Source organism: Pseudooceanicola onchidii (genome assembly GCF_004959925.1).
In the GTDB taxonomy this organism is placed as follows: domain Bacteria; phylum Pseudomonadota; class Alphaproteobacteria; order Rhodobacterales; family Rhodobacteraceae; genus Pseudooceanicola; species Pseudooceanicola onchidii.
This window is the reverse complement of sequence record NZ_SPUW01000001.1, coordinates 559,643-584,505: the sequence shown is the minus strand read 5'-3', so window position 1 is coordinate 584,505 and position 24,863 is coordinate 559,643. Positions and strand designations below refer to the sequence as shown.

The 24,863-nt window shown below is 66.5% G+C and carries 24 protein-coding genes; 12 read left to right on the top strand and 12 right to left on the bottom strand.

Annotated features, from left to right (window positions below; genetic code table 11):
- Window positions 1-56: 56 nt before the first annotated feature.
- On the top strand, window positions 57-1,388 hold the full coding sequence (gene ftsY / locus E4S58_RS02845) for a signal recognition particle-docking protein FtsY (protein WP_136634799.1): 1,332 nt from the start codon (window positions 57-59) through the stop codon (window positions 1,386-1,388).
- Window positions 1,389-1,403: 15 nt separating this feature from the next.
- Here the strand turns inward: ftsY and E4S58_RS02840 are convergent, their stop codons facing one another.
- Window positions 1,404-1,814 (bottom strand): MgtC/SapB family protein, encoded by a 411-nt coding sequence (locus E4S58_RS02840; RefSeq protein WP_136635804.1) that lies wholly within the window; start codon window positions 1,812-1,814, stop codon window positions 1,404-1,406.
- A 192-nt stretch (window positions 1,815-2,006) separates the two neighbouring features.
- Between E4S58_RS02840 and E4S58_RS02835 the strand changes: the two genes are divergently transcribed.
- From E4S58_RS02835 to E4S58_RS02810, 6 genes are all read left to right on the top strand, one after another.
- Window positions 2,007-2,909 carry a DMT family transporter gene (locus E4S58_RS02835; RefSeq protein WP_136634798.1) on the top strand — a complete coding sequence of 301 codons (903 nt, stop codon included), beginning with the start codon at window positions 2,007-2,009 and terminating at the stop codon, window positions 2,907-2,909.
- A 13-nt stretch (window positions 2,910-2,922) separates the two neighbouring features.
- The gene (locus E4S58_RS02830; RefSeq protein ID WP_136634797.1) at window positions 2,923-3,525 is read left to right on the top strand and encodes an inner membrane-spanning protein YciB; all 603 of its coding nucleotides are present in this window, start codon (window positions 2,923-2,925) and stop codon (window positions 3,523-3,525) included.
- Between the two features lie 2 nt (window positions 3,526-3,527).
- Complete coding sequence (locus tag E4S58_RS02825) at window positions 3,528-4,397, top strand: carbon-nitrogen hydrolase family protein (protein WP_420821274.1); 870 nt, start codon at window positions 3,528-3,530, stop codon at window positions 4,395-4,397.
- Window positions 4,398-4,599: 202 nt separating this feature from the next.
- Window positions 4,600-5,871: a DUF3422 family protein gene (locus E4S58_RS02820; protein ID WP_136634796.1), complete on the top strand. Its 1,272-nt coding sequence runs from the start codon at window positions 4,600-4,602 to the stop codon at window positions 5,869-5,871.
- A 56-nt stretch (window positions 5,872-5,927) separates the two neighbouring features.
- On the top strand, window positions 5,928-7,193 hold the full coding sequence (purD, locus tag E4S58_RS02815; protein WP_136634795.1) for a phosphoribosylamine--glycine ligase: 1,266 nt from the start codon (window positions 5,928-5,930) through the stop codon (window positions 7,191-7,193).
- The gene (locus E4S58_RS02810; RefSeq protein ID WP_136634794.1) at window positions 7,190-8,146 is read left to right on the top strand and encodes a hypothetical protein; all 957 of its coding nucleotides are present in this window, start codon (window positions 7,190-7,192) and stop codon (window positions 8,144-8,146) included. Before purD ends, E4S58_RS02810 begins: the two co-directional genes overlap by 4 nt.
- On the opposite strand, the gene E4S58_RS02805 is transcribed toward E4S58_RS02810, so the two are convergent.
- Together E4S58_RS02805 and E4S58_RS02800 are read right to left on the bottom strand one after the other, a co-directional pair.
- On the bottom strand, window positions 8,143-8,895 hold the full coding sequence (locus E4S58_RS02805; protein WP_240789440.1) for an FG-GAP repeat domain-containing protein: 753 nt from the start codon (window positions 8,893-8,895) through the stop codon (window positions 8,143-8,145). The genes E4S58_RS02810 and E4S58_RS02805 overlap by 4 nt on opposite strands.
- A 3-nt stretch (window positions 8,896-8,898) precedes the next feature.
- Entirely contained in the window at window positions 8,899-9,222 is a 324-nt protein-coding gene (locus E4S58_RS02800; protein ID WP_136634793.1) for a 2Fe-2S iron-sulfur cluster-binding protein, read from the bottom strand.
- Window positions 9,223-9,342: 120 nt separating this feature from the next.
- On the opposite strand from E4S58_RS02800, the gene E4S58_RS02795 reads away from it, so the two are divergent.
- Window positions 9,343-9,801 carry an OB-fold nucleic acid binding domain-containing protein gene (locus tag E4S58_RS02795; protein WP_136634792.1) on the top strand — a complete coding sequence of 153 codons (459 nt, stop codon included), beginning with the start codon at window positions 9,343-9,345 and terminating at the stop codon, window positions 9,799-9,801.
- 179 nt (window positions 9,802-9,980) lie between these two features.
- Window positions 9,981-10,544, top strand: a complete 564-nt coding sequence (locus E4S58_RS02790; RefSeq protein WP_136634791.1) for a peptidoglycan-binding domain-containing protein — start codon at window positions 9,981-9,983, stop codon at window positions 10,542-10,544.
- Between the two features lie 63 nt (window positions 10,545-10,607).
- On the opposite strand, the gene E4S58_RS02785 is transcribed toward E4S58_RS02790, so the two are convergent.
- The 7 genes from E4S58_RS02785 to rpiA form a co-directional block, all read right to left on the bottom strand.
- Window positions 10,608-11,459 (bottom strand): hypothetical protein, encoded by an 852-nt coding sequence (locus E4S58_RS02785; RefSeq protein ID WP_136634790.1) that lies wholly within the window; start codon window positions 11,457-11,459, stop codon window positions 10,608-10,610.
- Window positions 11,460-11,691: 232 nt separating this feature from the next.
- Window positions 11,692-13,056: a Do family serine endopeptidase gene (locus tag E4S58_RS02780; RefSeq protein WP_240789495.1), complete on the bottom strand. Its 1,365-nt coding sequence runs from the start codon at window positions 13,054-13,056 to the stop codon at window positions 11,692-11,694.
- 292 nt (window positions 13,057-13,348) lie between these two features.
- Entirely contained in the window at window positions 13,349-13,546 is a 198-nt protein-coding gene (locus E4S58_RS02775; RefSeq protein WP_205965343.1) for a DUF2065 family protein, read from the bottom strand.
- A complete protein-coding gene (hflC, locus tag E4S58_RS02770) occupies window positions 13,543-14,550 on the bottom strand; it encodes a protease modulator HflC (protein WP_136634788.1) in 1,008 nt (335 codons plus the stop codon). The genes E4S58_RS02775 and hflC overlap by 4 nt, the downstream gene beginning before the upstream one ends.
- Window positions 14,551-14,552: 2 nt before the next feature.
- Window positions 14,553-15,710, bottom strand: a complete 1,158-nt coding sequence (gene hflK, locus E4S58_RS02765; protein WP_136634787.1) for an FtsH protease activity modulator HflK — start codon at window positions 15,708-15,710, stop codon at window positions 14,553-14,555.
- 65 nt (window positions 15,711-15,775) lie between these two features.
- Complete coding sequence (gor, locus tag E4S58_RS02760; RefSeq protein WP_136634786.1) at window positions 15,776-17,137, bottom strand: glutathione-disulfide reductase; 1,362 nt, start codon at window positions 17,135-17,137, stop codon at window positions 15,776-15,778.
- Between the two features lie 156 nt (window positions 17,138-17,293).
- Window positions 17,294-18,082, bottom strand: coding sequence for a ribose-5-phosphate isomerase RpiA (gene rpiA, locus E4S58_RS02755; RefSeq protein ID WP_136634785.1), 789 nt, complete (start codon window positions 18,080-18,082; stop codon window positions 17,294-17,296).
- A gap of 199 nt (window positions 18,083-18,281) precedes the next feature.
- On the opposite strand from rpiA, the gene E4S58_RS02750 reads away from it, so the two are divergent.
- The gene (locus E4S58_RS02750) at window positions 18,282-19,652 is read left to right on the top strand and encodes an L-serine ammonia-lyase (protein ID WP_136634784.1); all 1,371 of its coding nucleotides are present in this window, start codon (window positions 18,282-18,284) and stop codon (window positions 19,650-19,652) included.
- A 56-nt stretch (window positions 19,653-19,708) separates the two neighbouring features.
- Here E4S58_RS02750 and E4S58_RS02745 read toward each other — a convergent pair whose 3' ends face one another.
- Window positions 19,709-20,362, bottom strand: a complete 654-nt coding sequence (locus E4S58_RS02745; RefSeq protein WP_136634783.1) for a hypothetical protein — start codon at window positions 20,360-20,362, stop codon at window positions 19,709-19,711.
- A gap of 305 nt (window positions 20,363-20,667) precedes the next feature.
- Between E4S58_RS02745 and E4S58_RS02740 the strand changes: the two genes are divergently transcribed.
- Window positions 20,668-21,615 (top strand): DMT family transporter, encoded by a 948-nt coding sequence (locus E4S58_RS02740; protein ID WP_136634782.1) that lies wholly within the window; start codon window positions 20,668-20,670, stop codon window positions 21,613-21,615.
- Here the strand turns inward: E4S58_RS02740 and E4S58_RS02735 are convergent.
- Entirely contained in the window at window positions 21,533-22,243 is a 711-nt protein-coding gene (locus E4S58_RS02735; RefSeq protein WP_136634781.1) for a thiamine diphosphokinase, read from the bottom strand. The two genes, E4S58_RS02740 and E4S58_RS02735, sit on opposite strands and share 83 nt — an antisense overlap.
- 199 nt (window positions 22,244-22,442) lie before the next feature.
- Between E4S58_RS02735 and E4S58_RS02730 the strand changes: the two genes are divergently transcribed.
- Window positions 22,443-24,803, top strand: coding sequence for a chemotaxis protein CheA (locus E4S58_RS02730; protein WP_136634780.1), 2,361 nt, complete (start codon window positions 22,443-22,445; stop codon window positions 24,801-24,803).
- The last annotated feature ends 60 nt before the right edge of the window (window positions 24,804-24,863 follow it).

Here is a 24,863-nt window from a genome sequence, read left to right as displayed (position 1 = left end):
TTCCCTTCCCCGCCCGGCGCATTAGGTGTTGTCCGATCACGTCAGGCGGGGTGCAGATGGCCTTTTTCTCGAAACTCAAGGACCGGCTGTTCAAGTCTTCCTCAAAGCTGGAAGAGGGGCTGGATGCCATCGTCGCCGACGGCGGCCATGAAGAGCCCGCCGAGACGCCCGACGTCCCGCCTCCGCCGACCGAAACGCCGCCCACGCCCGAGCCGGAGCTGCCGCCGCAGCCGGATCCCGCGCCGTCCCCCACCCCGGAGGAGACGCCGCAGCCCGATCTGCCCGAGCCCGAGCTGCCGCAGCCCGATGCGGAACCCGTGCCGGATGCGCCCACGATCCTGCCGTCGCCGGGGCCCGAGGAAGTGCCCGCCAGCCCGCCGGACATGGTGCCCGCACCGCGCCCCGACCCCGCACCCACGCCCGAGCCGGACCCCATCCCCGCGCCGCCGAACGAGGCGCCCGACACTGACCTGCCCGAAGAAAACCGTGGCGCTGCGCGCGACGGCGGGATCCTGTCGCGGCTCTTTACCCGCAAGGACAGCGCGCCGGTGGTCCGCCGGGTGCTGGACGACGACATGCTGGAACAGCTGGAAGAGCTGCTGATCGCCTCGGACATGGGCGTCGACACGGCGCTGCGCGTGGCCTCGAACATGGCAGAGGGGCGGATGGGCCGCCGCCTGTCGACGACCGAGATCAAGGGACTGCTGGCCGATGAGGTCACCCGGATCATGGAGCCCGTCGCCAAACCCCTGCCCCTGTTCCCGAAAAAGCCGCAGGTGGTGCTGGTCGTCGGCGTGAACGGATCGGGCAAGACCACGACCGTCGGCAAGCTGGCCAGCCAGTTCCGGGGCGCGGGCAAGTCGGTGATCATCGCCGCGGGCGACACCTTCCGCGCCGCGGCCGTCGAACAGCTTGAAATCTGGGGCCAGCGCGCCGGGGTGCCGGTGCTGAAGGCCGCCGAGGGATCGGACCCTGCGGCCCTGGCCTTTGACGCGCTTCAGAAGGCCGAGGCCGAAGGCGCGGACCTGCTGATGATCGATACGGCCGGGCGGCTGCAGAACCGCGCCGACCTGATGGAGGAACTGGCCAAGATCATCCGCGTGCTGCGCAAGAAGGATCCCTCGGCCCCGCACAACACGTTGCTGGTGCTGGATGCGACCACAGGCCAGAATGCGCTGAGCCAGGTCGAGACGTTCCGCAAGATGGCCGATGTCTCGGGCCTGGTGATGACGAAACTCGACGGCACCGCCAAGGGTGGCGTGCTGGTGGCGCTGGCCGACAAGTTCGGGCTGCCGATCCATGCGATCGGGGTCGGCGAACAGATCGACGATCTTGCGCCTTTTGACCCGGACGACTTTGCCCGCGCCCTGACCGGAGCAGACAGCTGACGCCGTCCCGCCGCATCATTCCATGACTGACTTGAACAGCCACAGCACCACGATCGCGAGCCCCGCGGCCAGCAGTTCCAGGCCCAGGTATCCCAGCCCGCAGGCCGCCCCGATGGCCCCCGCCATCCACATGCCCGCCCCGGTGGTCAGCCCCAGCACGCGGTCATTTCCGGCGGTGAAGATCGTCCCGGCCGCCAAGAAGGCGACCCCGGCGGTCACGGCTTCGATCAGGCGGATCGGATCGGTGCGCACCTGGTCGACATCGGCGATCGGATCGCTGAGAAGCCCAAGCGTCAGAAGCGCGAAGAGACAGGCTGCGGTCGAGATCAGCACATGTGTCCTGAGGCCCGCCGCCTTGTCGCGGCGCTCCCTCTCGAACCCGACGACGGCGCCCAGCAGCACCGCAAAGACAAGCCGCAGGATCATGACCGGCCAGCTCAGGCCCGGCACGGGGTCACGGAAATGGTGCTGCAGCAGGTCTGTCAGATCAAAGTCTATGGGTCTTCTCCGGGTCTTGCCCGGACCAACGTGGCGCGACCGCTTTGGTTTCCCCCCTGCCCGAATTTCCGCCCGCACCGCAGCTGAACTGCGACCGGACACCGCGAAAGGCGGCCCCTCGTGAGCGAATGGATCACCTCGATCGAAGGGACGGAGGCCGGGCACCAGGCCGCCCTCGTGCTGGCCCTGCTGGCCGCCTTGCTGCATGCGATCTTCGGGTCGCTGCAGAAGGGCCGCATCGACCCCTGGCTGTCGCGCGGGGCGATCGACACGGCGCAGATCGTCATGGCCCTGCCGATGGCGCTGTTCCTGGTTCCCGCCCCGGAGGGCAGCGAATGGCTGTTGATCCTCGGCGCCCTGCCCATCCATTTCACCTACAAGGTCGGCATGGCGCTGGCCTATTCGCGCGGCGCCTTCACCGTCGTCTACCCGGTGGTGCGCGGCATGGGGCCGGTCTTTACCGTCATCGCCGCCTGGATCGTCTTTGGCGAGACCTTCACCCTGACCCAATGGCTTGGCGTGCTGGTCCTGCTGCTGGGGATCTTCGGCCTTGCCGCCTACAACCTGCTGACGATCCAGGTGGCGCGGGACACGCTGGTGCCCGCGCTCTGGCTCGCCGCCGGAACCGGCGGGTTGGTGGCGCTTTACACGACCTATGACGCCTACGCGATCCGGGGCACCCCCAACCCCTTCACCTTCCTGGCCTGGTTCTTCGTGATCTGTTCGGTCGACATGCCAGTCGTTGCGGCGCTGCGCTGGCGGACCATGACCAACCGGCCCGACATAGGCAAATTGATCCGCCTCGGCTTTACCGGCGCGACCATCGCCTTCGGATCCTTCGGATCGGTGATGCTGGCCACGCGGCTCGACAAGGTGGGCGAAGCGGCGGTGCTGCGCGAAACCTCGACCGTCTTTGCCGCCGTGATCGGCTGGCTGGTGCTGAAGGAAACCGTCGGGCCACGGCGCATTGCACTGATGACGCTCATTGCCCTCGGGGCGGTGATCGTGGAACTTGGCGGCTGACGCAGGAGACACCATGACCGAGCAACGCAAGATCAATCCCTGGCTGAAGACCGGGCTGGAACTGGGCCCGATCGTCCTGTTCTTCGCCGCCTACGTGAAACTGAAGGACCGCGTCTTCACAATCGGCGGGACCGACTATGACGGGTTCATCCTGGTCACGGCCGCCTTCATCCCGCTGATCCTGATTTCGACCGGCATCCTGTGGAAGCTGACCGGCCACCTGTCCAAGATGCAGATCGTGACGGCGGTGCTGGTGACTGTCTTCGGCGGGCTGTCGGTCTGGCTGAACGACGACCGGTTCTTCAAGATGAAGCCGACGCTGATCTACCTGCTTTTCGGCGGCATCCTCGGGATCGGGTTGCTGCGCGGCCAAAGCTGGCTGCGCCACGTGATGGAGGAACTGGTGCCGCTGGATGACGAGGGCTGGATGAAGCTGACCCGCCGGTTGTGCGTTTTCTTCCTGGCGCTGGCCGTGGCGAACGAGGTCATCTGGCGCACCCAACCGACCGAAACCTGGGTCTATTTCAAGACCTTCGGCCTGACGGCAGCGCTGTTCGTCTTCTTCATCGCCCAGAGCCGCCTGTTCCGCGACCACGGTCTGGAGGACGGCAAATGATGATCCGCGTCGCGGCTGCGGCCTATCCCCTCGACTGGTTCGACGATTGGGATGGCTACGAGGTCAAGATGACCGAATGGGTCGGCAAGGCGGCCGATCAGGGGGCGCAGATCCTCGTCTTTCCCGAATACGGCGCGATGGAGCTGGCCTCGGTCGCGGGTGTCGCGGCGGACGACCTGGATGCGGCCACCCGGGCCGTGTCGGACCTGCTGCCGCGCGCGGCCGACTTCCTGTCGGGGCTGGCGCAGGCGCACGGCGTGCATATCGTCGCGCCCTCTGGCCCCCTGATGACCGACGCGGGGCTGGTGAACCGCGCCATGTTCCTGGCACCCTCGGGCGCGCAGGGCCATCAGGACAAGCAGATCATGACCCCGTGGGAGGTCGACCCCTGGCAGGTCACCGGCAACGGACCCTTGCAGATCTTCGACACGACGCTTGGACGGATCGGTATCCTGATCTGCTATGATTGCGAATTCCCGATGCTGGCGCGGCGCCTGGTCGAGGAACAGGTCGACATCATCCTGATCCCCTCGGCCACCGAAACCGTCGCGGGCTATTCCCGGGTTCGGATCGGCGCCATGGCCCGCGCGCTTGAAGGGCAGTGCTTTACCGTCATGTCCTCGATCGTCGGCGATTACCCGATCGAGGCCGTCAACATCAGCCACGGCGCGGGCGGGGTGTTCTGCCCGCCGGACAAGGGCCTGCCACAGACCGGCGTGATCGCCAGCGGCGATCTGGACGTGCCCGGATGGACCTTCGGGGATCTCGACCTCGAAAAGCTCGCCACCGTGCGCGCCGGCGGGGGTGTGCGGACGCGCGCGGACTGGCCGCTCCAGATGGATCGCCCGGTCCGTCACCAGCCCCTGACCTGACTTTCTTTTTGCCACAAGTATCCCGGGGTGGCTGCCGGATGCCCGCATCCGGCGGCCGGGGCAGAGCCCCTTTGGTCCGATGGTGGAAAGCGCGCGGCTAGGGCTGATGCGGCAGATGGTCCCGGCCCGTGGGCCGGGCGTATGCGGATGGCGCGAAATCGGCATACTCGGTCAACCCCTGGCCGACGGATCCCGTATACCCATGAATACCGACGCCCCCCACCCCGCCGCAGACCACCCGCATCGCGCCGCCGTGGTCGAGGAACTGCACGCGCGCCCTTTCCCCTCGATCCCCCTGCCCGCCTCGGCCTGGTTTGTCGCACTGCGGCCCGCGCGGCGGATCGACCGGGACCGGGCAGCGGAACGCGATCAGCTTGACCGCCTGCTCGGCGGGGCCTGCCTGCCGCTGCCCGACGTCGGGGCGACGCATTGGTCGGGTCGGCTGGGGCCGCTTCACATGAAGTGGGAAAGTCACAATGAATTCGTGACCTACCTGGTCTGGGGCGGCACCGAAAAGGACGTGCTGGCGCTGGCGCAGGACATCCTGCGCGATGCGCCGGGGCTGCGCATGGCCTCGGCCCGGTTCCGGATCCAGACGATGGACAGCGACGACCAGGTCAACACCGTTCTGCAATCGGATCACGCAAGCGACAGCCTTGCGGTGGCGCGGGTGCTGGATGGACAGGCCGTGATCGCGGGCGATTTCAGCCCCGATGCGGGCGGCGACATGCGGTTTTCCGTGCTGGTCCGCAACGGCGTCGGGCCGAAACGGATCGGGCGCACCGTGCAACGCCTGTGCGAGATCGAGACCTACCGCGCGATGGCCATGCTGGGCTGGATCCGCGCGCGCGACATGAGCCCGCAGCTGGGCGAGATCGGCACACGCCTGTCGTCGGCGGTCGGCGGCCTGGGCGAGGCGTCGCGCGATGCCGAGGGCACGCTGCACGATTTGCTGGACATCTCGGCCGGGCTTGAGCGGCTGGCGGCGCGATCCAGTTTCCGGATGGCGGCCACGGGGGCCTACGAGCGGCTGGTCACCGCCCGCATCGATGCGCTGCGCGAGGACCCGTTCGAGGGTCGCCAGACCTTTGCCGAATTCATGCTGCGCCGTTTCGATCCCGCCATGCGGACGGTCGAGGCAACCGAACGTCGCCTGACCCGGCTGACCGAACGCGCCCGCCGCGCCGGGGAACTGCTGCGCACCCGGGTCGAGGTCGAGCTGTCGCGCCAGAACCGCGCCCTGCTGACAAGCATGGACCGCCGGTCGGACGAAGCCCTGCGCCTGCAGCACACGGTCGAGGGGTTGTCGGTCGTCGCGATCTCCTACTACGCGACCGGGCTCGCGCTCTACTTCCTTGGGCCTTTCGCCTACGAGATCGGGATCGACAAGGGCTGGCTGGCCGCGCTGGTGACGCCGCTGGTGGTGCTCGGGGTCTGGGTGTCGCTCAGGTCGATCCGCAAGCGGTTGCACTAGTCATTGCCTTCGCGGCAAGGGCTGCCTAGAACCGCGCGCAACAAAGGGGGCCCCTGATGAATATCCTGATCCTGGGCGGCGGTGGCCGCGAACATGCACTGGCCTGGGCCGTGCTGCAGAATCCGAAGTGCGACAAGCTGATCGTCGCCCCCGGAAACGCCGGGATCGCCAAGATCGCCGAATGTGCGGATCTGGATATCCTTGACGGCGGCGTGGTCGGGCAGTTCTGCGAGGAAAACGCCATCGACTTCATCATCGTCGGGCCCGAAGCTCCTCTGGCCGCCGGTGTGGCCGACGACCTGCGAAATGCCGGGTTTCTGGTATTCGGCCCGTCGAAGGACGCCGCCCGGCTTGAGGCTTCGAAAGGGTTTACCAAGGAAATCTGCGACGCCGCGGGTGCGCCGACTGCTGGCTATGCACGGTTCACCGAGGCCGGGCCTGCCAAGGATTACATCCGCGCGCAGGGCGCCCCGATCGTCGTCAAGGCCGACGGGCTGGCGGCCGGCAAGGGCGTGATCGTGGCGATGGACGACGCGACCGCACTGGCCGCGATCGACGACATGTTCGGCGGCGAATTCGGCGCGGCCGGCGCCGAGGTGGTGATCGAGGAGTTCATGGAGGGCGAAGAGGCGTCCTTCTTCGTGCTCTGCGACGGCGAAAACGCCCTGCCGATCGGCACCGCACAGGATCACAAGCGCGCCTATGACGGCGACGAGGGGCCGAACACCGGCGGCATGGGCGCCTATTCCCCCGCCCCGGTTCTGAGCGATGCCATCCAGACGCAGGTGATGGACCAGATCGTCTATCCGACCCTGCGCGAGATGGCCAAGCGCGGCACGCCCTACGAAGGCGTGCTTTATGTCGGGCTGATGATCAAGGATGGCGCGGCGCGGCTGGTCGAATACAACTGCCGCTTCGGCGATCCGGAATGTCAGGTTCTGATGCTGCGGTTGGGCGCGCAGGCCTTCGACCTGATGCATGCGGCGGCTGAAAAGCGGCTGGACAAGGCGCGGGTCAACTGGGCCGATGATCACGCGATGACCGTGGTCCTCGCGGCCGACGGCTATCCCGGCAGCTATGAAAAAGGGACCGAGATCAAGGGGCTGGACGCCCTGCCCGCGACCTCGTTCGAGGTCTGCTTCCATGCCGGAACCACCGCCGACAAGGGTCGTGTGCTGGCAAATGGGGGCCGGGTGCTGAACGTCACGGCGCGCGGCGCGACCCTGCAGGAGGCGCGCGACCGGGCCTATGCCATGGCCGGGGCCGTCGACTGGCCCGAGGGCTTCTATCGCCGCGACATCGGTTGGCGGATCCTGGGGTGAGCCCGCGCCGGATCTGGGTCGGCGTCTCGAGCGTGGGGTCGGACGAGACCACCAGCCGCTACCTTGATCCGCAGGCGCAGGGCGCCACGGGCCATCTGCCCCCGATGATCCGCACGCGCTTTGGCGCACCCGATCCGGCGCCCGGCGACTACATGGTCATCGGGCGCGACGATATTCCCGACCGGGCCTTCGATACCGAACCTCTGCGATCGCGCCTTCCCGGCGGCACGGCGCTGCCCGGTCTGGACAAGGCCCTGGCAGGGGACACGGGCCGCGAGATCCGGTCGATCTTCCATGTCATCGCCGATGGTGACCCCACCCGAGGCACCGACGGCACGGTGACGATCACCGATGTGCTGGACGTGGCGGATGTCTCCGAAACCTCGACCACGAAACCGCCCACCCAGACGCACTTCAGCTTCAAACCCGCACCGCTGCGGTTTGCCCAGACGTGGGAGCTTCGGGGCGACACCCTGACCACCCCCGCGACCACGCTGGATCTGCGCCGGGTGACGGGCTGCCAGATGGCCGAGATGGGCCTGAAGGGTGGCGGCGTGATCCGACGGCTGGATCTGACCCATCCGGGCGGCAAGCTGTCGGTTCCGGTGACGGGCGCCTGGAATGACCGCCAGGTGCAGACCCATGCCGCCCTGATGGTCGCGATCCTGGAGCGACTGGCGGCGCGCGATCCGGACTTGCCGCTGGTGATCGGTGAAGGCGGCGCACCCCGGGTGATGATGTTCGTGGTTGGCCTCGTGTCGCTTCTGTTCAGCGCCGGGATGGGGGTGGCGGTGCTGGCCTGGTCGGGGCGCGGCGGCCAGGACGTCATCGCGCCCCTTGGCGTGCTGATCGTCTTTGGACTGGTCGTGGCCTGGCGGTATCGTCCGTGGCGCAAACGGCCGGTGCTCGGGGTCGCCGCCGGGGCGATCCTGGTGCAGGCGCTAAAGCGCTAGCCCTCGCAGCGCAGCAGGCGTTCCATGCTGGCGGGTCCTGTGAACCGTCCCTCGGCGCGGGTGTCCAGCCGCTGCTCTTTCTCAAGCCAGAAGACCGACAGGTTGGCCAGCCAGTCGCCGGTGGCCAGGATCATCTCGGGGCGGCCGGTGCAGGTGCGCACGCCGCCGGGGATGTAATCCCAGCCCAGACGATGGTTGGTCACGCCGCGCAGCGACGCGATCTCGACGAACTCGCCCGCCTCGATCCGGATCAGGCGAAGGGTCTGGATCAGGTGCGGGCGGTCGACATAGGCGATCTCGATCGTGCCGTCGCCATCGAAATCCGCCGCGCCTACGGGGGCGAGCCAGCGGTTGCGCTGGCCGATGAACGCGGTCGAGATCAGGCGCCCCTCGGCACCATAGACCGTCAGGCGCGCGCCCTTGGACAGGCTGCTTTCGACCGTGATGACCTCGGCCGCGCCATCACCGGTGACATCGGCCAGGCGCGGGGTCAGGTCTTCGAAGACCATGTCCTCGGGCAGGGTAAAGCGGCGGATGGTGCCATCGTCCAGCGTCAGCGCCAGCGTGGTCCATTCCAGCTTGTCGCCCAGCACGCCGTGGTCATAGCGGTCGGTCGGGCCTTCATAGGTCGCGGCGGTGATCCCGGCGGCGGCCGGCACGGTCAGCGCCAGCCAGAGGGCCAGACCGCCAAGCGCGCGGCCGACCCCGGGCAGACACGGGCGGGACAGTCGGGGCCGCGCCCGGGCCATGGATCAGATCTGCTTTTCGGGCATCTGGACGACCAGTCCGTCCAGCGCGTCGGTCACCTTGATCTGGCAGGTCAGGCGCGACCGGGCCGGATCGGGTTCGTAGGCGAAATCCAGCATGTCCTCTTCCATGTCCTGCTTTTCAGGCAGCTTTTCGACCCAGTCGGGCGCGACATAGACATGGCAGGTGGAACAGGCGCAGGCGCCGCCGCAGTCGGCTTCGATCCCCGGGATACCGTTGTCGCGGGCGCCTTCCATCACTGTCATGCCGTTGGCCACGTCGACGACGTGTTCGGTGCCGTTGTGCTCGATATAGGTGATCTTCGCCATCTGTGTCTCCCTTGGCCGTCGGGGAACATCTAAACCCGCGATGCGCCCCGTTCCAGTCCCTTTCCGCCCAACTTCTTCCGGGGCTTGAGGAACGTTGCGTTGTTCGCTATTTGTTCTCGCATGAGTGATCGCCCGCCCCCCTTCCCAGATCCGCGTGCGCCGGACCCCTACCCCTGGCCACGCCCACCCGCCTGCCTGCCCGCCGACATGCTGGATCTGCCACCGCAGGGCGCGCGGGTGGCGGTGGCGGGGCTGGTGATCCTGCGACAGCGGCCCGGAACGGCCAAGGGGGTGATCTTCCTCACGCTCGAGGACGAGACGGGCGTGGTGAACGTGATCGTCTGGCGCAAGCTTTACGAGGCCTTCCGCCGCGCGGTGATCGCCGGTCGGATGCTGCGAGTGACCGGACGGCTGCAGCGCGAGAACGAGGTGACGCATGTGATCGCCGAGACGATCGAAGACATCTCGGCCATGCTGGACGACCTGCTGCGCCCGGGCGGCGCGGGGGACAGGATGCCGGGCGGGGGCGGCTTTGACGCGGCAACGAACTCTGGCTTACGTGTCGCGCCCTTCGACTAGATGCTCTGCCCGGCGAACACGCCTGTTGATAATCCATGGGGTGACCATGGCTGGTCGTGGCAGTCGGACCGGAAAATCGGCGCCACCGTTCCAAACACCCCCACCCTTCCGCAAATCCCCAAAACCGGGTAAACTCTGCTGCAACGGGCCCAGACCCGACCGAGCAGAAAAGGCACCCGATGACCCCTCGCCGCTGGTCCGTCCCTTGCGGGATACTGACGCTTGCCGTGCTGACGGGCTGCGACATGCCGCTGCCCGTGCCCGGCGTCGGCGAACCGGATATCATCCAGATCCATTCGACCCCGCCGCCCGGATCACCGCCCGGAGCCTGCTGGGGACAAGAGGGCAGCCCGGCCATCCTTGAAACCGTGACGGAACAGATCCTGCTGCAGCCCGCACAGGTGCGCAGCGACGGCACGGTCGAAATTCCGGCGGTCTACAAGACCGAAACCCAGCAGCGTATCGTGCAGGAACGGCGCGAGCTTTGGTTCCGGACCCCCTGCCCCGATGAGCTGACCTTCGATTTCGTCGCCTCGCTTCAGCGCTCGCTGATGGCGCGGGGGCTGTATGCGGGCCAGATCAACGGCCGGATGGACAGGCTGACCCGGCGCGCCGTGCGGAACTACCAGGCGCCGCTCGGGCTCGACAGCGGGATCCTGTCACTGGCGGCGGCCCGCAAACTGGGGCTGGCGGTGGTCGACGTCACCCGCGAGGACCGCGCGATCCTGCCGCAGGACGAATAACGCCGGAACGGAAAAGGCCCCGGCGCGGACGCCGGGGCCTTGAACCGGTTGGATCCGGTCAGATCAGAACGAGACGTTCACCAGATCGCCCATGGCGGCGGCCGTATCCGCGTCGAAGGCGACCGGAGCCGGGATGGTGTCAAGATCGACCCGGGCCGCGAGATCGGCCGGAAGCGCGGCTTTCAGCGCCTCGAGCATTTGCGGCGCCTGGGTGGCGATCGCTTCGACGTTCGCGGCCGGAAGCCGGGAATAGGACACCTCGAAGGTGCCGTGTTCCGGGTAGGCGGCCAGTTCACAGGCGGGCTCCATGTAGGTGCCCGGCAGCGAACAGCGCAGCTCTCCGACCACCTTCTGCCCCGAGATGAACCAGAAATTCCGGTGTTCGCGGCGCGGATCGATGCCCGGAGCCGAGGCCTGGCAGGCGCCAAGATGTTCCGGCAGCAGGGCCAGCGTCACCCCTTCGGACGCGCGCGGCACGGTGGCCAGCCAACGCGGCAATTCCACGGTGATGGCACGGTTGCACGTGCGATCCGTCATGTCGTTGCGTTCGGTGACATTGTCCCACAGAGGCGTCGGCATCGACACCTTCAGCGCTTCGGGCATCGGCGGCGCGTCCTGCCGGGGCTGATGCTGCGACAGGATGATCCAGGCCGTGCCATCACAGGCACCGGCGCCGTTGTTCAGCTGGCACCCCTGCACGAGGTCCGCTTCGGGAAGTTCGGTCCGGAAGAACAGCCTTTCGGCCGTCTCAACCTGATCTTCATTGGTAATTTCGTCGGCATTGTTCATGCCGACAGCGAAGTAAAAGGCAAGTGACCCCCAAAGGACGGTCCCCGCCGCACCCATGGCCACGGTCTTTGCCGTTGCTCCCCAGGTGGTTGCCGCCGCAGCAGCCGAGGTGGAAGTGGATTGCATGGATTCTGCCTGCAAGAGTTGTTCAACTGCAGCGAGCAATACCCATGGTTTCCGGCCAGAATATGGCAATTATCTGAAAATTGTTTCTACCTCGGCGACTGATTAACCGTCCGTTAATCATTGGCCACGGCCCGGCAATACTTCAGCACCTTGTTTTCATTGGGAATGGAAAGGGCCGTGCAATGCACGGCCCTTTCACAGTCGGATCCGATTGGATCGAAAAGTGCAATGATCAGCTTTCGTCGATCGGCAGGGCCACGAACCGCGGCTCTCCTTCACGACGGATCAGCAGCAGGATGGACTTGCGGCCCGCGTCCTTGGCTTCGGCCACGCGTTCTTCCAGCTGCGCGATCGTATCGATCTTCTGTTGACCAGCTTCGGTGATCAGATCGCCGGCGCGCAGGCCCTTTTCATAGGCATCCGAGGCCTCGTCGACGTCGCGGACGACCAGGCCCTTGGCGCCATCTTCCAGACCCAGCTGTTCGGCCAGCTCGGCGGTGACGGACGACAGGGACATGCCCATCAGGTCCTTCTCGACCGGCTCTTCGCCACCGGGCTGCGCGGCAGGAACCGCCTCGGCCTCGGCTTCTTCACGACGGCCCAGGGTCACCTTCAGCGTTTCGGTCTTGCCGTCGCGCCAGACGGTGACGCGGACGGTCTTGCCGACCTGCGTCGCGCCGACCTGGCGGACAAGCCCGCGGGTGTCGGCCACGTCCACACCGTCGAAGCTGGTGATCACGTCACCGGCCTGCATGCCCGCATCCATGGCGGGGCCTTCAGGCACATCGGAGACCAGTGCACCGGTGGCGCTTGCCAGGCCCATGGCATCCGCCATGTCCTCGGTCACGTCCTGGATGCGCACGCCCAGCCAGCCACGGCGGGTTTCGCCGAATTCCTTCAGCTGGTCGACCACGCCGGTCACGACGTTCGAGGCCATCGAGAACCCGATGCCGATCGACCCGCCGTTCGGCGACAGGATCGCGGTGTTCACGCCGATGACTTCGCCATCAAGGTTGAAGAGCGGACCGCCCGAGTTGCCCCGGTTGATCGCCGCGTCGGTCTGGATGTAGTCGTCGTAGGTGCCCGACAGCGCGCGGTTGCGGGCGGATACGATCCCGGCCGAGACCGAGAAGCCCTGGCCAAGCGGGTTGCCCATGGCGACGACCCAGTCGCCCACACGGGCCAGGTCGCTGTCGCCGAAGCTGACGAAGGGCAGCGCATTGTCCGCCTCGACCTTCAGCAGGGCGATGTCGGTCTTTTCGTCGGTCCCGACAAGTTCGGCATCCAGCGTGTCGCCGTTGAAGAATTCGATCGTGATCTCGTCCGCGCCGGCGATGACGTGGTTGTTGGTGACGATAAAGCCGTCCTCGGAAATCACGAAGCCGGAGCCAAGCGCCGAGGACCGGCGGGGGGCGCGGTCACCACGGTTGCGGTCTTGGAATTCGCGGAAGAAGTCCTCGAACGGGGACCCTTCGGGAACCATCGGCGTGGCCTGATCGCGGCCTGCGACCATGGTCGACGTGGTGATGTTGACGACGGCCGGGCTGAACTTGTCAGCCAGGTCGGCAAAGCTGTCGGGGCGGGCCATCGCCTGCATGGCCTGCAGCAGGACCAGCGCCGTCGCCAGCAGAAGGGTCCAGAAGGCACGGGGCGCGGTTGCGCCCTGCCGAAGTGCCTTGACCTGCGGGGCCCGGGATAATGCCTGAGTGTTCACTCCCGTATCTCCTCTTATGGGTGTCTGACGGGCGCAGCCACTGTGCCGCGCCGATGGACATGTCATGCAACGTAGGCTGACACGTCGGCAACTCAAAGCCAATCGCATCGCGACAAGTGACCGTGATTGTCATGTGAAAAACTGTAACATGACGGTCTACGCAGTGCGCGCGGCCTTACGCGCCCAGCATCTTCGCCAAATAGACCAACAGCAGACCGCCACCAAGCGCCCCCAGCCCCAGCATGCGCCGCTGGTCTTCCGGCATGGCGCGCAGCGCGTCCAGCAGGCGCTCCACAAGCGAAGGGGCCAGCGCATAGGCCAGCCCCTCCACGATCAATACAAGCCCGAGGGCCAGAAGCGCGATGCCGATCATTCGGTCGCCGGCGCGGTTTCCTCGGCCCCGGGCGCAGGCGCCTGCGGGGTTTCGGTTGCGGGGGCCTCGACCGGCTGTTCGTCCTCGACCGGGGTCTCCTCGGCTGCGGGCGCTGCCGCGGTCGGGGTCGCCGTTGCCGCGAGGCCGGTGCTCTTGAGGTAGGTGAAGAACTCGCTGTTGGGGTTGATCACCATGGTCGAATTGCCGTCCTGCAGCGCCTTCTGATACGCCGCGAGCGACCGGTAGAAGTCGAAGAACTCGGGATCCTTGCCGAAAGCATCGGCGAAGATCGCGTTGCGGCGCGCATCGGCCTGACCGCGGGCGATATCGGCCTGACGGTTGGCGTCCGACACGATTTCGACCTGGGTCCGGTCGGCCTGGGCACGGATCCGCTGCGCGGCCTCGTTCCCGCGCGCGACTTCGTCCGCCGCCTCGCGTTCCCGTTCCGCCCGCATCCGGGCAAAGGTCGCATCAAGGTTCTCGCGCGGCAGGTCGGTGCGCTTGAGCCGGACGTCGATGATTTCCAGCCCGAGGTTCCGCGCCTCATTTACCGCACCGTTACGGATACGCTGCATCAGCGCGGCCCGGTCGACCGACAGGATGTCGTTGGAGGACACGGAGCCGAGAACTTCGCGGATCTGCGACCGCAGGATCGAGTCGAGACGGCTTTCAGCGGCCGAGATGCCACCGACACCGACAGCCTGACGGAACTGTTCGACATTGGTGATCCGGTACCGCGCGAAGGCGTCGACGACCAGACGACGGTCATCCAGCGGCGTGACCTCGAGCGGGTCGGTATCGCGGCTGAGGATGCGGTCGTCGTAGCGCACGACTTCCTGGATCAGCGGCACCTTGAAGGCGAGCCCGGGCTCTTCCTTCACGTCGACGACACGGCCGAACTGCAGCACCAGCGCCTTTTCCCGTTCGTCCACGATGAAGATCGAGGACAGGAAGATGACGACCACCACAAAGAGAACGGGCAGGAGAAATGCGGATTTCTTCATGATCAGTTCCCCCCCGTCTGACCGGAGGTCCGGTTGCGGTTCAGTTCATTGAGCGGAAGGTAGGGCACGACACCCTGTCCTGCCTGATCATCCATGATGATCTTGTCGACACGGCCCAGCACGTCCTCCATCGTTTCCAGGTACAGACGCTTGCGGGTCACTTCGGGCGCCTTGGCGTATTCCTCCAGAACGGCCGAGAAGCGCGAGGCCTCACCTTCCGCCTCGTTGACCACGCGGGCGCGGTAGGCTTCGGCCTCTTCCAGCACCTGCGCGGCCTCACCGCGGGCCCCGGCCATGATCCGGTTGGCATAGGCATCGGCCTGGTTGGTCAGACGTTCACGCTCCTGCTCGGCGGCCTGCACCTCGCGGAAGGCGTCGATCACCTGCGCGGGCGGGTCGGCCTTGTCGAAGGTCACACGCACCACGGTCATGCCGCTGTCATAGCTGTCGAGGGTCGACTGGATCAGGTCCTGCAGACGTCCGGCGATGGCCCCGCGATCCCGGTTGAGGATCGGCGCCAGTTCGGACTGGGCAATGATCTCGCGCATGGCGGATTCGGCCACGGCGCGGATCGTCATGCGCGGATCGCGCAGGTTGAACAGGAACTTGGCCGGGTCATTGATGTTCCAGACAACCTGGAAATCGATGTCGACGATGTTTTCGTCCCCGGTCAGCATCAGGCCCGCGTCCCCGCCACGGCCCGCAACACCGATGTCTTCGGTCTGTTCGCGGGTGACGGGGATCACCTCGTAGGTCACGACCGGCCAGGGGGCAAAGTTCAGACCGGGCTGCCCGGTCGAGGAATAGTCACCCAGGAACAGTTCGACCGACTGTTCTTCCGGCTTCACGGTATAGAAGGACGCCGCCAGCCACATCGCCACGACCACGCCAAGCCCGATCACCACGGTGCCGCGCGTCAGCTTCGGCCCGCCGGATCCGCCCTGACGGCCGCCGCCGGTGCCGTTGCCGCCGTTGCCACGGCCGCCCATCAGCACGCGCAGCTGGTCCTGGCCCTTGCGCATCAATTCATCGATATCCGGGATCTGCGGTTTGTCCCCGTCGGGACGTCGCCCGCCTCCTCCTCCTCCGGATGGCGGCTGCTGCCGCCCTCCGCCGGAATTTCCGCCGCCGCCCCAGGGGCCGCCCGAATTACCAGCCATGTTGTTCCTTCTCACTTACCGTCTTTTGTGGTCTTGGCCTCAAACTGTGCATTTGTGACCGAATTTCAAGATTTACGGGTCGGGTTGCGCATCGTGACGATCTCTTCGGCCATGGTCGGGTGCACCGCCACGGTCCGGTCGAAATCCTCTTTCGTCGCCCCCATCTTTACTGCGATCCCCGCCATCTGGATCATTTCCCCCGCCTGCGGCGCGACGATGTGACAGCCCAGCACCTTGCGGCTTTCCTGGCTGACGATCAGCTTCATCATGACGCGATTTGACCGGCCCGCAAAGGAGGATTGCATCGGCTTGAACGACGTCACGTAGACCTCGATCGGCTCCTGATCGCGGGCGGCCTCTTCCGACAGGCCCACCGTCCCGAATTCGGGCTGGGTGAAGACGGCCGTCGGGATCAGGTCGTGATCGGGGCTGGTCGGGTTGCCCTTGAAGACCGTTTCGACAAAGGCCATGCCTTCGCGGATCGCCACGGGGGTCAGGTTCACGCGGTCGGTCACGTCGCCGATGGCATAGACCGACGGCACGGCGGTCTGCGAATATTCATCGACCTCGATCGCGCCGTTGCGGCCCAGCTTCACGCCCAGGTCCTCAAGCCCCATGTCGTCCGAATTCGGCTTGCGTCCGGTGGCGAACAGCACCTGTTCGAAAACCTCTTCCGTGCCGTTCGTTGCCTTGACGCGGATGCCGCCGTCGGCCTTCGACATCTCGAGGATATCGGTGCCGCAGTGCAGGTCGATCCCGCCTGCGCGCATTTCCTCGGCGATCAGCCCGCGCGCCTCGTCGTCGAAGCCCCGCAGGATCTGCGCGCCGCGATAATATTGCGTCGTCTTCACGCCCAGCCCGGCCATGACGCCCGCAAATTCACAGGCGATATAGCCGCCGCCGATGATCAGGATCGATTTCGGCAGGGTATCAAGGTGGAAGATGTCGTCGCTGACGATGCCAAGATCGGCATTTTCCAGATCAGGACGCACCGGGTGGCCGCCGGTGGCGACGAGGATATGCTTGGCCGTCTTGCGGGTGCCGTCGGCCAGTTCGACCGTATGCGCGTCGGCCAGCTTGGCGCGCTGGTCGAACCGTTCGACGCCAGATCCGTCCAGCAGGCGCTGATAGACGCCTTCCAGCCGGTCCAGTTCGGCCTCGAGCTTCGGTTTGAACTGGCCCCAGTCAAACGTCGCCTCGCCGATGTCCCAGCCGTATTCGCGGCCCTCGTCGACCAGTCCGCCATAGCTGCTGGCGAAGACCATCAGCTTCTTGGGCACACAGCCCCGGATGACGCAGGTGCCGCCATAGCGGCTTTCCTCGGCGATGGCGACCTTGGCGCCGGTCTCTCCCGCGGCCACGCGGGCGGCACGCACGCCGCCGGATCCGCCACCGATGACAAAAAGGTCGTAGTCGAAGTCAGCCATGGGGGTCTCCTGTCGTTCAGCCGTTCTATCCCACATGGGCCTCGGGATGACCAGAACAACCCCAACGCCCGGGCCCCGCATTCTTCTGGTTCCAAGTACCTCGGGGTGAATTGGCCGCAGGCCAAGAGGGGCAGCGCCCCTGCCCGGCTGTCCGCCTCAGTCGCTGAGATCGGAAAACAGGTTGTCGTCTTCCAGGAAATCCAGCCGCGTCTCTTCGATGGTGCCGGCGTTGATGTCGCGCAGTTCGACGCGGCCGTCGCCGTAGCCGATGATGACGCTGTCGCAGATGTCGATGAACAGGCCGTTCTCGACCACGCCCGGCATCTGGTTCAGCACCATGGCCAGCTGCCGCGCCTCGCCGATGCGGTTCAGGTGCAGATCGAGGATATAATTCCCCTCGTCCGTCAGGAAGGGGCGCGGGCCGTTCATCCGAAGCGTCGAATTGCGCCCCAGCACGTCCATCGAGATCAGCATTTCCTCGACCAGCGCCTGCGTGGTCTGCCAGCCGAAGGGGATGACCTCGATCGGCAGGGGGAAGGCGCCAAGCGTCTCGACCTCCTTGCCGACATCCGCGATCACGATCATCTGGTCGCTTGCCGTGGCCACGATCTTTTCCTGCAGCAGCGCGCCGCCGCCGCCCTTGATCAGGTTCAGATCGCCGTCGAATTCATCCGCGCCATCAATCGTCAGGTCCAGCCACTTCGCCTCGTCCAGCGACATCACGTTGATCCCGACTTCCTTGGCCAGCTGCGCCGTGCGCGCCGAGGTCGGCACGCCCTTGATCTTCAGGCCGTCGTCGCGGACCAGTTCACCCAGGCAGCGCACCATCCAGGCGGCGGTCGACCCGGTGCCGAGGCCCACGCGCATCCCGTCCTCGACAAAGTCCACCGACCGCTTGGCGGCGACGTACTTGGCCTTGTCGATAGGGGACAATTCTCCGGACATTGCGCTCTCCTCGGGATCTGGTGCGGCGGTTATAGGTCGCGCCGCCCCGCGTGGCGAGGGGCAATCGGGCGGTCGGCGACGGCTTTCCGGCCCGAGGCGGCACCCCGCGACGTTTCAGGGCAGAAGCACGTCGCATTCCGATGGAGGATCGGGCAGGGTTTGTTGCACGATCCCCCCGACACCCTAGCCCGAGGCCTGCATGTTCCTATCCGTATTCGATGTCTTCAAGATCGGCGTCGGCCCGTCGTCGTCGCACACCATGGGGCCGATGGTGGCGGCGGGGCGGTTCCTGGACCGGCTGCGCGCCGCGCCCTTCACGGCACAGGGGCTGCGCGCGACACTGTACGGATCGCTGGCCTTCACCGGGCGCGGGCATGCCACGGACCGGGCCGTGATCCTTGGCCTTGCCGGATACCTGCCCGACCGTTTCGACGCCGATGCCGCCGAGGCCACGCTGATGGACATCGCCAAGACCAAGCGCGTTTCGCCAACGGGGCTGACCCCGCTGCGCTTTGATCCCGAGGCCGACCTGCGGTTCAACTACGACGCCCCCCTGCCCGGTCATGCCAATGGCATGGTGATCGACGCGCTGGATGCGCAGGGGGACGTGATCGCCTCCGAGACCTACTATTCCATCGGGGGCGGTTTCGTCGTCACCGCCGCCGAACTCGAGGGTGGCAAGGCGCAGGACGAAGGCGATCCGGTGCCCTTCCCCTTCAAGTCCGCGGCCGAGATGCTTGAAATGGCGCGCGCCTCGGGCCTGAGCATCGCCCAGATGAAGGAACGCAACGAGGCCGCGCGCAAGACCGGGCCGCTGAGACAGGGCACCTACCGGATCTGGGGTGTCATGAAGGACTGCATGGATCGCGGGCTTCGCAGCGAAGGGGTGCTGCCGGGCGGGCTGAACGTGAAACGCCGCGCGCCCGGCATCCTGAACAAGCTGATCGAGGAACGCGGCCGCAACCTGACCGCGCCGCACGTCGTAAACGACTGGATCGGCACCTACGCCATGGCGGTGAACGAAGAAAACGCGGCCGGCGGGCAGGTCGTGACCTCGCCGACCAACGGCGCGGCGGGCGTCGTACCTGCGGTCATCCGCTATTATCTGGATCACGTGCCCGGGTCGTCCGAGACCAAGGTGCCGGAGTTCCTGCTGACGGCGGCGGCGATCGCCGGGCTGGTCAAGTTCAACGCCTCGATCAGCGGGGCCGAGGCCGGCTGTCAGGCCGAGGTCGGATCAGCCGCCGCCATGGCCGCGGCCGGATTGTGCGCCGTGCTGGGCGGCACGCCTGAGCAGATTGAGAACGCGGCGGAAATCGCGCTGGAACATCATCTCGGCATGACCTGCGACCCGGTGAAGGGGTTGGTGCAGGTGCCCTGTATCGAACGGAATTCGCTTGGCGCGATCAAGGCCGTCAGCGCGGCTTCGCTGGCGCTGCGCGGTGACGGGACGCATTTCGTGCCGCTGGATGCGGCGATCGAGACGATGCGCCAGACCGGGCGCGACATGCACGAGAAGTACAAGGAAACCTCGCTTGGCGGGCTGGCGGTCAACGTGCCCAACTGCTGAACGCAAAGGCCCCCCGGCGCAGGACGCCGGGGGGCAGGGACCAAAGTGGTCAGGGGTTACGAGCGGTCGTCGACCAGAACCGAGTAGGAGCCGTCCGCGCTCTGGTACACACCGATCACGTCGTCGGAGGTGTAGCCCTGAGCTTCGAGCATCGCGTTGAAGTCCGCGTTCGAGGCGATCATCCCACGGTAGGAGGTCATGTCGCCCTCGGCATTGGCCATCGCGGTGTCCAGCGCCGTCTCGTCGTCGGTGCCTTCGATCTGCGACAGGGTCATCATCTTGACCGAGCTGTCAGCCTTGATGGTGGACACGTCGGAGTTGACGTTGGCACCGGATTCAACCGACGCGATGACGTTCTTGTAGGTCATCTTGGACGGGTCACCAGCAGCAGCGCCGGCGTCACGGCCATCAGGGTTGTAGGCACCTTCGGTGTCGGCGGTCGCCATGGTCGAAGCGGAGCCGTCGACTGCGCCATTGGTCGGGTCACCGGCCAGAGCGCCCGCATCGCGGCCATCGGGGTTGTATTCGGTGCCGGCAGTCACTGCGCCAGCGGTGGAGCCTTCAACCGAAACCGACGGCGTCGGGTCGCCAGCTGCGGCACCGGCGTCACGGCCATCGGGGTTGTACGTCGCGGTCTGGGCCAGAGCGGCACCGGACACGGTCGTAGCAAGGATGGCAGCAAGGCTGGCGGTTTTGTTAAAGCGGATCATCGTAGTCTCCTTTTCTCATCAGGGCGCCACCGTGGGCGTCCGTTGGGAGACCAATGCGTCGGCCCCCTGCCCCGTTCCCGAAAAGCGGCAAAAAAGGTGCGATTATTGAACCAGTTAAACATTTTTCAGAAATCCCGCACCTGGGCAGTCACGATCGTGTTTTTTCCGGTCGGAATGTCGTGAAATCCGTTGTCGCGCGCACCGACCGCCCTAAACGCGCAGGCGCGCCGTTACAGGTGTATCGCTTGCCCGGGGGGTGGTGGCGTGGTTCGGTCGCCGGACGCCGATCACCCGAAGGACACCCGATGACTGCCGACCGCCCGCTTCTTGGCATCGCCCTGATGGCCGCCTTCTGCCTGATCGCCCCGATCTCGGACGCGACGGCCAAGGTGCTGGGCCAGGCGGCCTATGCGCAGCCGGTCTTCCAGGTCCTGTTGTTGCGTTTCGCGATGCAGGCCCTGTTCCTGATCCCGCTGGCGGCGGCCACCGGTCGGCCGTTGCGGATGCCGACACGCACAACATGGCTGGTGCTGGCGCGTACGGTCTTTCACATCGCGGGGGTGGCCTTCATGTTCACCTCGCTCAGGTTCCTGCCACTGGCCGAGACCATCGCCATCGCCTTTGTCATGCCCTTCATCCTGCTGCTGTTGGGATGGGGCCTGATGAACGAGGAAGTCGGCTGGCGTCGCCTGGCCGCCTGTGCGGTCGGGTTTGTCGGCACGCTGCTGGTGATCCAGCCCAGCTTTGCCGAGGTCGGCTGGCCCGCCCTGCTTCCCGTCGGGGTGGCGCTGACCTTTGCCTTCTTCATGCTGGTGACGCGGGCTGTCGCGAAGTCGGTCGATCCGATCGCGATGCAGGGTGTCAGCGGCGGCATGGCGGTCCTCATTCTGGCCCCCTTCGCCGTGGCGGGGCTGATCTGGCAGGGGCCGCTGTCGCCCGCGCCCATCCCCTCGGGCGCCTGGCCGCTGTACCTTGTGCTGGGGGTGCTGGGTTCGTTCGGCCACCTGCTGATGACGTGGTCGCTGCGCTACGCGCCTTCGGCCACGCTGGCCCCTATGCAGTACCTCGAGATCCCCTTTGCCACCGTGATCGGCTTCCTGATCTTCCGCGATCTGCCGAATGGTCTTGCGGCGCTTGGCATCGGGGTGACGATGGCGGCGGGGCTTTACATCATCCTGCGCGAACGGGCCATCGCGCGTCAGACAGTGACAGCCCCGCAAGCAGCGGGCGGAGGGCCGGGCGCGGCAATATAAGTAGCATGCGCGGCGCGTCGATCTGCAGCCGGATCTGCCCGTCGCTGACCCGGTTCGAGGTTCCGACACGTCCGTCCGGCCGCAGGCGCAGCCCGTCGATCGGCCAGTCCAGCCCTTCGGACCGCCCGCCAACCTCGGCCATCGGATAAAGCGACAGCCGGTCGCCCGGCGTCAGGTCCAGCGTCAGGTCGGGCGGGCAAAGGCAGGTGATGTCCTCGTCCCCGATCACGATACAACGCCGATCGGGTTGCAGGGTCAGCCCAGTCATCACCGCCAGCTGGTGGTCCAGCCGCCCGCCAGTGAAGCCCACGCCGAAGACCAGCGGCGCGCGGATCTCGGACAGGGCCTTGTCGAAATCGGTGGTCAGCTGATCGGGCGTGTGATGCAGCACGGCGGGGTCGATGGCGGCGCGATCCTCGTCGGTCAGGCTGTCGAAGTCCCCGATCACGGCCGTCAGCGGCAGACCTGCCGCCCGGGCCAGCCCGGCGCCACCGTCCGCGGCGACGACCGGCATCCGATCCAGCGGCAGATCGTGGCGCAGGGTCGTCAGCTGTCGCAGCGCGCCGCCGCGATCCGCACCGCCCAGCAGCAGCACCGGGCTGTCCGAGATCACGATTTCTTCAGTCATGCGGCCTTATCCTGCCCTTCCGGTACCTTGGCGATTGTCCTCATATCCGGGCCAAAGTGGACAGGCACCATGAAATTGTCACAAAATGAAACGACCCATTCCTTAGATTCGAACGTTCTGGGCCTCATGGTCTGGCTGACAGAGGTGGAAAAAGAGCAGTCCCACCAAGCGCGGCACGTGACAAGAAGCGAGATATATCGTGGCAGAGTCTAATAAAATCCTCACCGTGTCCTACGGGACGTTCTCCTGCACGCTGGAGGGCTTCGATGACGCCTTCACGACGATGAAGGCGATTGCCGAATATTTCCGGGATCTTGCGGCGGATGATCGCTTTTTCGGCGCGGAACCTCCGACCCCCGATGCCGACATGCTGGCCCGCCTGGCCAGCCGCACCGCGTCGCGCCGGGTTGAAGCCCGTCAGGATGAAAGCGGGATCGTGCTGCGTCAGGAAACCGCTGCGCTGAACGCCCCCACAAAGGCCCCCACGCCCGAGATCGAGGACGCCGAAGAGCCGGAGGCCGAAACCGAAGAGGCCGAGGTCGCGGTCGAAGAGGCAGAGCGCGCGGAAGAGCCCGCCGCGGACCCTGACGCCGAACCGACCATCACCGAAGAGGTCATCGCCGAGGACGAGCCCGAGGGCGAACCGGTCGCGGAGGCTGATCCGGTCGCCGAAGAGACCCCCGAGCCCGAAGCAGCCGAGCCCGAAGCCGAAGCGCCCGAAGCTCCGGTCGCCCGTCCGGTCCTGGCCCAGAACAAGTCCGCCGTCGTCACCCGTCGCGCCAAGCCCGAAGCCGCCCGCCGGGTGCAGCCGAACCGGCCCCGCGTTCAGGTTTCGGCCAGCCGCCCGACCCGCGTGACCCCCAAGACGCCTGAGCCCGCGCCGCACCCTGACCAGAATTCGGTCGCGGCCAAGCTGGCCCGCATCCGCGGCGTCGTGGCCAAGACCGGCAAGACCGACGTGCCGAACGGATATTCCGAGGATCAGCATGCCGAAGGTGGCGACACCAATGCCGTGGCCGAAGATCTGGCCCGCGCCTTCGAGACCGACCTGATCGAAGACACCGCCGAATCCGATGCCGCCGCCACCCGCGCCGCCATTGCTGCCGAGCTGGCCGAACGTGAAGGCCGCACCCCGGAGGCCGTCGAGGACGATCTGGACGCGGACGACGCCATGGCGCTTGCGAACATCGCCGCCGAGGTTGACGCCGAAGAGGAGGCCTTCGACGAAGAGAGCTTCTTTGCCGCCGACGAAGACGACGACGCGAATGACGACGCCGAGGATGACTTCGCCTTCAACGCCGACGACCACGGCGGGGAATTCGAAGATCTCGACGAGGATCTTGAAGAAGACCTGGACGAGGAACCGGTTGCCGAAGCCCCGGCTGCGCCTGCCGCACGTCCTGTTGCCCGGGTTCTGAAGGTCAAGCGCCGTGACTTCGAGGCTGCGGTCGCCGATGGCGCGATCGAGGAAGACGATGAACCCGAGGTCCCCGATGCGATCCGGCGCGGTGAAAGCTCGCTCAGCCCCGAAGACGAGGCCGAGCTGCAGAACGAGCTTCAGGCGCTTGAGCAGGAAATCGCCCTCGGGTCCGATGTTGAGGTCGCGGAGACCACCGAGGAGACCTACGCCGAGGACGACGACGAAGACGACCTGTCCTTCGCCGACGACAGCGACGACGAAGATGACCAGGACGACGACATGTCCTGGGACATGGACGACACCGCCGAGGATGACGCGGAGGACGAAACCGTCGCCGAAGACGACACCGACGATGCGGCCTTCGACGACGACGACGCCCCGGCACAAGAGGCGGTCAATCCGCGCCGTCGCCTGCTTCGCGGTGCCGACGACGACATGGACCGCATCATGAAGGAGACGGACAACCAGCTGGGCGACAGCGACAGCACCCGCCGCCGATCTGCCATCGCCCACCTGCGGGCCGCCGTCGCCGCGACCAAGGCCGAAAAACAGGCCGGGGGCGTGGCAAAGGATGACGAACGCGAAGTGGCGGATGTCTATCGCGACGACCTGGCCCAGGTGGTGCGCCCGCGCCGTCCGGTCAGCCGGGGCGACACGCCCTCGCGGCGCGCCGAAGACCGCCCCGCTCCGCTGAAGCTGGTGGCCGAACAGCGCGTCGACCTGCCCACGGCCGATGCCGGCCCGGTCCGCCCCCGCCGCGTGCGGATGGCCGATCTGGCCCGGGGTGAAAAGCTTCCCGCGTCGGACGAGGCCGCAGATGCCGAGGCCCACGCCCGCGCTGCCGCTGCCAATGCCGCGTCGTTCAACGAATTCGCCGAACGCGTCGGTGCCGCCAGCCTGCCCGACCTGCTGGAAGCTGCTGCCTCCTACCTCGCCTTCGTCGAGGGCCGGGAACAGTTCACGCGTCCGCAGCTGATGGTGAAAGCGCGTCAGGCACTGGAAGACGAGTTCTCCCGCGAGGACGGTCTGCGCCACTTCGGCCGCCTGCTGCGCGAAGGCAAGCTGCGCAAGGTTGCCGCCGGTCAGTTCGCCGTATCCGACCGCATCAACTTCCGCCCCGAGGAACGCGCGGTCGGCTGAGGCCTCCGTTCATCAAATCGAAAAGGCCGCTCCTTCCGGGGCGGCCTTTTGCATGAATTG